Annotated in this window: 1 protein-coding gene; it reads right to left on the reverse strand. The window is 58.2% G+C overall.

The features are described from left to right. On the reverse strand, nucleotides 1-340 hold a 340-nt coding region (locus E0702_RS16020), incomplete at both ends, for a hypothetical protein (protein WP_439952341.1).

A 340-nucleotide genomic window follows, 5' to 3' on the forward strand; every position in this document is an offset into this window, starting at 1 on the left:
GTCGGCGTCCATGCTGTTCGGAATGTCGATCCTGACCCGCGAAAGCTTCGTCAGTTCCGACTGTCGGCACAGACCGAACCAGGTCCCGTACAGGATCAGCCTCTTGCCACGATACAGATAGAAGCCTTGCGACTTCAGGTGGCCCTCCGGTCCGGCGATGTCTTCCCAGTCCGTCTTGCCCATCTGTTTGTGGTGCGGAAGGGTGAAGCTCTGGATTTCGACATCACCCCGGATCAGCGAAAGCCGCTCCACAGGGTCTGGAATGGTTGCCGGGTTTTTTCGGGCAAATGGATCGAGAGGCGGAAGCACCCGGCCATTCAGCGAGATCGAAAGCGGTTTT

The organism is Halomonas marinisediminis, from assembly GCF_004347715.1.
Taxonomy (GTDB): domain Bacteria; phylum Pseudomonadota; class Gammaproteobacteria; order Pseudomonadales; family Halomonadaceae; genus Halomonas; species Halomonas icarae.